The organism is Streptomyces durbertensis (genome assembly GCF_014156695.1).
Lineage (GTDB): Bacteria > Actinomycetota > Actinomycetes > Streptomycetales > Streptomycetaceae > Streptomyces > Streptomyces durbertensis.
The window spans coordinates 1-5,124 of the sequence record NZ_WMLF01000393.1 but is presented as its reverse complement, the minus strand read 5'-3'; the positions used below and the strand labels follow the sequence as shown (position 1 = coordinate 5,124).

The 5,124-nt window shown below is 71.4% G+C and carries 6 protein-coding genes; 2 read left to right on the top strand and 4 right to left on the bottom strand.

Translation table 11 applies throughout. The annotated features are described in order from the left end of the window. Nucleotides 1-1,005 (top strand): PQQ-dependent sugar dehydrogenase (locus tag GL263_RS21140; RefSeq protein ID WP_182857317.1); only part of this gene is annotated, 1,005 nt, incomplete at its 5' end. Nucleotides 1,006-1,042: 37 nt separating this feature from the next. Beyond that, the gene (locus GL263_RS21135; protein ID WP_182857318.1) at nt 1,043-1,297 is read left to right on the top strand and encodes a DUF6191 domain-containing protein; all 255 of its coding nucleotides are present in this window, start codon (nt 1,043-1,045) and stop codon (nt 1,295-1,297) included. An 88-nt stretch (nt 1,298-1,385) separates the two neighbouring features. Here GL263_RS21135 and gatB read toward each other — a convergent pair whose 3' ends face one another. The 4 genes from gatB to gatC are packed head-to-tail and all read right to left on the bottom strand — an operon-like array spanning nt 1,386 to nt 4,964. Then, complete coding sequence (gene gatB / locus GL263_RS21130; protein ID WP_182857316.1) at nt 1,386-2,894, bottom strand: Asp-tRNA(Asn)/Glu-tRNA(Gln) amidotransferase subunit GatB; 1,509 nt, start codon at nt 2,892-2,894, stop codon at nt 1,386-1,388. 35 nt (nt 2,895-2,929) lie between these two features. Next, entirely contained in the window at nt 2,930-3,172 is a 243-nt protein-coding gene (locus tag GL263_RS21125) for a hypothetical protein (RefSeq protein ID WP_182857315.1), read from the bottom strand. Continuing rightward, nucleotides 3,169-4,662 carry an Asp-tRNA(Asn)/Glu-tRNA(Gln) amidotransferase subunit GatA gene (gene gatA, locus GL263_RS21120; protein WP_182857314.1) on the bottom strand — a complete coding sequence of 498 codons (1,494 nt, stop codon included), beginning with the start codon at nt 4,660-4,662 and terminating at the stop codon, nt 3,169-3,171. The genes GL263_RS21125 and gatA overlap by 4 nt, the downstream gene beginning before the upstream one ends. Nucleotides 4,663-4,667: 5 nt before the next feature. Beyond that, nucleotides 4,668-4,964 (bottom strand): Asp-tRNA(Asn)/Glu-tRNA(Gln) amidotransferase subunit GatC, encoded by a 297-nt coding sequence (gene gatC, locus GL263_RS21115; protein ID WP_143650926.1) that lies wholly within the window; start codon nt 4,962-4,964, stop codon nt 4,668-4,670. Between the last annotated feature and the right edge of the window lie 160 nt (nt 4,965-5,124).

Here is a 5,124-nt window from a genome sequence, read left to right as displayed (position 1 = left end):
CCGCCGGCCCGTGGCTCCGTGGAGGTCGTCGAGACCGTCGCCACCGGTCTTGACTCCCCCTGGGGCCTCGCCCCGCTGGACAACGGCGACCTGCTGGTCTCCTCCCGTGACACCGGCAGGATCCTGCGGATCTCCGGCGAGGACGGCGGCAAGACGGAGGTCGGCGAGGTGCCCGGGGTGCAGCCCGGCGGCGAGGGCGGCCTGCTGGGCATCGCGCTGAACGACACGGACGGCGGCGACAACCACCTCTACGCCTACTTCACCAGCGCCTCCGACAACCGGATCGTGCGCATGCTCTACACCCCGGGCAAGCCCGAGGGCCGGCAGCTCGGCGCGCCGAGCACCGTCTTCACCGGCCTGCCCAAGGCCGGCAACCACAACGGCGGCCGGATCGCCTTCGGCCCGGACGGCATGCTCTACGTCGGCACGGGCGACGCGTCCCGCCCCGGCCTCGCCCAGGACGAGGACTCCCCCGCCGGCAAGATCCTTCGCATGAAGCCGGACGGCACCCCGCCCGAGGACGGCAACGCCGAGGACAACTCGGTGGTCTTCTCCAGCGGCCACCGCAACGTCCAGGGCCTGGCCTTCGACGCGGAGAAGCGGCTGTGGGCCTCGGAGTTCGGCCAGAACACCTGGGACGAGCTCAACCTGGTGAAGTCCGGCCGCAACTACGGCTGGCCGCACGTGGAGGGCAAGGCAGGCGAGGAGGGGTACGTCGACCCGGTCGTCCAGTGGACGCCCGCGGAAGCCTCCCCCAGCGGGCTGGCGTACGCGCGCGGCTCGCTGTGGATGGCCGGGCTGCGCGGTGAACGGCTGTGGCGTGTGCCACTGGACGGCGAGGAGCCGCTGGCCGACCCGCAGGCCTTCCTGGAGGGTGAGCTGGGGCGGCTGCGCACGGTGGTCTCCGACGGCGCCGACGGGCTGTGGCTGGTGACAAGCAACACCGACGGTCGGGGCGACCCGGACGACAAGGATGACCGTATTCTGAAACTGAAGGTGCGCTGACGGCCGTCGCGCGCCGGACGGGGTAAGGAGAAGCACGATGTTCGGATTGGTGAACGAGCTCTTCAACCCGGGCGCGCAGCACGCCGAGGACGAGAAGCAGCGGCTGGAGCACACCCGCTACGAGGAGGGCTGCGCCGACCCGGCCAGCGGCCCGGTGGACCTGGACTCCGGTCAGATCCTCATCTCGCTGCCGGGCCAGGAGGCCGTGCTTCCGCCCCGCGTCCGGCTGGTCGACGAACACGGTCTGCCGGTCGACGAGGCCGAGGCGTCCGGAGGCGACGACCCCCGCTGAGCGGCCGGCACGACACAACAGACGCAGGGTGGCCCGGAGAGTGATCTCCGGGCCACCCTGCGTTGTGGTCCGCGCCCGGGGCGGGGGCTCAGCCCTGCGCGCCCAGCTTCTCCAGGATCAGCTCCCGGACACGGGCGGCGTCCGCCTGGCCGCGGGTGGCCTTCATCACCGCGCCGACCAGCGCGCCGGCCGCCGCGACCTTGCCGCCGCGGATCTTGTCCGCGATGGCCGCGTTGGCGGCGATGGCCTCGTCCACGGCGGCACCGAGCGCGCCCTCGTCGGAGACGACCTTCAGACCGCGCTTGTCGACGACCTCGTCCGGCGAGCCCTCGCCGGCCAGCACACCCTCGATCGTCTGCCGCGCCAGCTTGTCGTTGAGCGAACCCTCGGCGACCAGCGCGCACACCCGGGCGACCTGCTCGGGGGTGATGGGCAGCGACGCCAGGTCGGTGCCGTCCTCGTTGGCGCGGCGGGCCAGCTCGCCCATCCACCACTTGCGGGCCTGGTCGGCGGGGGCGCCGGCGTCGAGGGTGGCGATGATGAGGTCGAGCGCGCCGGCGTTGAGCACCGACTGCATCTCGTGCTGCGAGATGCCCCACTCCTCACGCAGCCGGTTGCGGCGCAGCCGGGGCAGCTCCGGCAGACCGCCGCGCAGTTCCTCGACCCACTCGCGGGACGGGGCGACCGGCACCAGGTCGGGCTCGGGGAAGTAGCGGTAGTCCTCCGCCTCCTCCTTGACCCGACCCGAGGTGGTGGAGCCGTCGTCCTCGTGGAAGTGGCGCGTCTCCTGGACGATCACGCCGCCGTCGTTCAGCACGGTGGCGTGGCGCTGCATCTCGAAGCGCGTGGCCCGCTCGACGCTGCGCAGCGAGTTGACGTTCTTGGTCTCGCTGCGGGTGCCGAACCTCTCCGCGCCGTGCGGCATCAGCGACAGGTTGACGTCGCACCGCATCTGGCCCATCTCCATGCGGGCCTCGGAGACGTCGAGCGCCCTGATCAGCTCGCGGAGTTCGGCCACGTAGGCGCGGGCCACCTCCGGCGCGCGCTCACCGGCGCCGGTGATCGGCTTGGTGACGATCTCGATCAGCGGGATGCCGGCGCGGTTGTAGTCCAGCAGCGAGTGCGACGCGCCGTGGATGCGGCCGGTGGCGCCGCCGATGTGCGTCGACTTGCCGGTGTCCTCCTCCATGTGGGCGCGCTCGATCTCCACGCGGAAGACCTCGCCGTCCTCCAGCTGCACGTCGAGGTAGCCGTCGAAGGCGATCGGCTCGTCGTACTGGGAGGTCTGGAAGTTCTTCGGCATGTCCGGATAGAAGTAGTTCTTCCGGGCGAAGCGGCACCACTCGGCGATCCGGCAGTTCAGCGCCAGACCGATCTTGATCGCGGACTCCACGGCGGTCGCGTTGACCACCGGCAGCGAGCCGGGCAGCCCCAGGCAGGTGGGGCAGGTCTGGGTGTTCGGCTCGGCGCCGAGCGTCGTCGAACAGCCGCAGAACATCTTGGTCTTGGTGCCGAGCTCGACATGGACCTCGAGGCCCATGACCGGCTCGTAGGACGCCAGCACGTCCTCGTACGACACCAGGTCAGTGACAGTCACGGAAGTTTGCCTTTCGCATTGCTCGCTCGTCCGCGTCAGTCGTCCGCGAGGACGTCGTCGATGTTCATCCTGCGCAGCTCGCGGACGAGCAGCGCGACACCGGTGGCGATGGCGGCGGCGGACACGATGGCGTCGACGAGCTGGAGCCGGTCCTGCTCGAAGCGGGCCTTCTTGGCCTGCTTGACGACGCTGACGGCGCCGAACAGCGTGGTGCCGATGGACAGGTAGGTGCCGGCCTTCGACTTCTTGAAGCCCTTGGCCTTCTCGAGCTTGCTCACAGCGACGGTGCCTCCTCAAGCAGCGGGTGTCCCCACCGTGCCTGGAGGGCCGCCTCGACGGCGGACCCGACACGGTAGAGCCGTTCGTCGGCCATGGCGGGGGCGATGATCTGGAGCCCCACCGGGAGCCCGTCCTCCGGTGCCAGCCCGCAGGGCAGCGACATGGCGGAGTTGCCGGCCAGGTTGGACGGGATGGTGCACAGGTCGGCGAGGTACATCGCCATCGGGTCGTCCGCCCGCTCGCCGATCGGGAAGGCGGTGGTGGGCGTCGTCGGCGAGACGATGACGTCGACCTCGCCGAAGGCCCGCTCGAAGTCCCGGGTGATCAGCGTCCGGACCTTCTGCGCCGAGCCGTAGTAGGCGTCGTAGTAGCCGGAGCTGAGCGCGTAGGTGCCGAGCATGATGCGGCGCTTGACCTCGTCGCCGAAGCCGGCCTCGCGGGTCAGCGCGGTGACCTCCTCGGCCGAGTGCGTGCCGTCGTCGCCGACCCGCAGGCCGTAGCGCATCGCGTCGAACCGGGCCAGGTTCGAGGAGCACTCGCTCGGCGCGATCAGGTAGTAGGCGGCCAGCGCCTTGGTGAAGGACGGGCAGGACAGCTCCACGACCTCGGCGCCGAGTTCGCGGAGCAGCTCCACCGACTCCTCGAAGCGCTGCATCACACCGGCCTGGTAGCCCTCGCCGGAGAACTCCCTGACGACGCCCACCCGCATGCCGCGCACGTCGCCGCTGCGGGCCGCCTCGACGACCGGCGGGACCGGCGCGTCGATCGAGGTGGAGTCCAGCGGGTCGTGACCGGCGATCACCTCGTGCAGCAGCGCGGCGTCGAGCACCGTGCGGGCGCACGGGCCGCCCTGGTCCAGCGAGGAGGAGAAGGCGACCATGCCGTAGCGGGAGACCGCGCCGTAGGTCGGCTTCACACCGACCGTCGCGGTGACCGCGGCGGGCTGGCGGATGGAACCACCGGTGTCGGTGCCGATGGCCAGCGGCGCCTGGAAGGACGCCAGGGCCGCAGAGGAACCGCCGCCGGAGCCGCCGGGGATGCGGGTGAGGTCCCACGGGTTGCCGGTCGGGCCGTACGCGCTGTTCTCGGTGGAGGAGCCCATCGCGAACTCGTCCATGTTGGTCTTGCCGAGGATCACGACGTCGGCGGCCTTCAGCCGCTTGGTGAGCGTGGCGTCGTACGGCGGGATCCAGCCTTCGAGGATCTTGGAGCCGACGGTGGTCGGCACGCCCTCGGTGGTGAAGATGTCCTTCAGCGCCAGCGGGACGCCGGCCAGCGGGCCGAGCTTCTCGCCGGCGGCGCGCTTGGCGTCGACCGCGCGCGCGGCCTCCAACGCGCCCTGCCGGTCGACGTGCAGGAAGGCGTTCACCTTCTCGTCGACGGCGTTGATCCGGGCCAGGTGGGCCTCGGTCACCTCGACCGCGGTGACCTCGCCGCTCTTGATGCGCGCGGCCGTCTCGGCGGCGGTGAGCCTTGTCAGGTCGGTCATGCCGGTCACTCCTCACCCAGGATCTGGGGCACCTTGAAACGCTGCTGCTCCTGCGCGGGCGCGCCGGAGAGCGCCTGCTGCGGGGTCAGGCTCGGACGGACCTCGTCCGGGCGCATGACGTTGGTCAGCGGCAGCGGGTGGGAGGTCGGCGGTACGTCCTCGCCGGCGACCTCGGAGACGGCGGCGACCGCTCCGATGATCTGGTCGAGCTGTCCGGCGAAGTGGTCCAGCTCCTCGTCCTTCAGCTCCAGGCGGGCCAGCCGGGCGAGGTGAGCGACCTCCTCGCGCGTGATGCCAGGCATGCGGCGTTCCTTAGGGTTTCAAGGCGTGTTGTCCGGGGGTGTTCCGGCTTCGCTGCCCAATCCTATGGGTCCGGGCGGGCGGCGCGTACGCCGGACGCGGGCCCGGGACACCTCGGGCGGCCGGTCCTCAGCGGCCCGGGGGCGGCGGCGGGGCGATCTG

Bases quoted from the DNA above. Each gene is read 5' to 3' on its own strand.
- GL263_RS21135 (WP_182857318.1), top strand. From the start codon at position 1,043: ATGTTCGGATTGGTGAACGAGCTCTTCAACCCGGGCGCGCAGCACGCC.
- gatA (WP_182857314.1), bottom strand. From the start codon at position 4,662: ATGACCGACCTGACAAGGCTCACCGCCGCCGAGACGGCCGCGCGCATC.
- gatC (WP_143650926.1), bottom strand. From the start codon at position 4,964: ATGCCTGGCATCACGCGCGAGGAGGTCGCTCACCTCGCCCGGCTGGCC.